Raw genomic sequence first — 818 nt, forward strand, 5'->3', positions numbered from 1 at the left:
CAAAAACGGAATAAACCCCGGGAAGGCGGCGGCATTGGTGCTGGTCAGCCCGGTCCCGGTGCTGAATGAGGCGACCTGAAAGGCAGAGTGGCGAAGGGCGTCATCGAAGGTAAAGTCATAATGAAAGAACAGCAAGCCGGCGGTGATGATGGCGGTATAGATCAGGAAAAGACCGATGAAGAAACGAAATTCCGGATCCCGCAGGTAGGCAAACAGTGAGCGGCCACGCCACATGGCAAAGTGCAGGGCAAAGTTGAGCCCGCCGATCAAGATAAAGGCGGTGGCGGTCCAGTCGATCAGGGGGTTGTCCCAGTAAGCCATGGAAGCGTCATGGGTGGAAAAGCCGCCAGTGGATACGGTGCTGAAGCTGTGGCAGATGGCATCGAACATGGTCATGCCAAATGCCCAGTAGAGTAAGGCGCAAGCAATGGTAATGAACAGGTAGATAAACCACAGGGCCTTGGCGGTTTCCGCAATGCGTGGGGTGAGCTTGGCGTCTTTCATGGGGCCGGGGATTTCCGCCTTGTAGAGCTGCATGCCACCGATGCCGAGCATGGGCAGGATAGCCACGGCCAGTACCACTACACCCATGCCGCCCAGCCACTGCAGTTGCTGGCGGTAGAAGAGCACCGATTTGGGCAGAAAATCGATGCCGGATAAAATGGTGGCGCCGGTGGTGGTAAGCCCGGAGACGGATTCGAATACCGCATCGGTGAAGCCCACGGGGACGTCGTCACTGATGATCAGTGGCAGCGCGCCGATAACGCCGAGCACGGACCAGAACAGGGTGACTACCAGAAAGCCGTCACGGGTTTGCA

At 57.7% G+C, this 818-nt stretch carries 1 protein-coding gene; it reads right to left on the reverse strand.

The window, feature by feature from the left end:
* On the reverse strand, positions 1-818 hold an 818-nt coding region (locus tag A3730_RS00625), incomplete at both ends, for a TrkH family potassium uptake protein (protein ID WP_304439447.1).

The organism is Alcanivorax sp. HI0044, assembly GCF_001634945.1.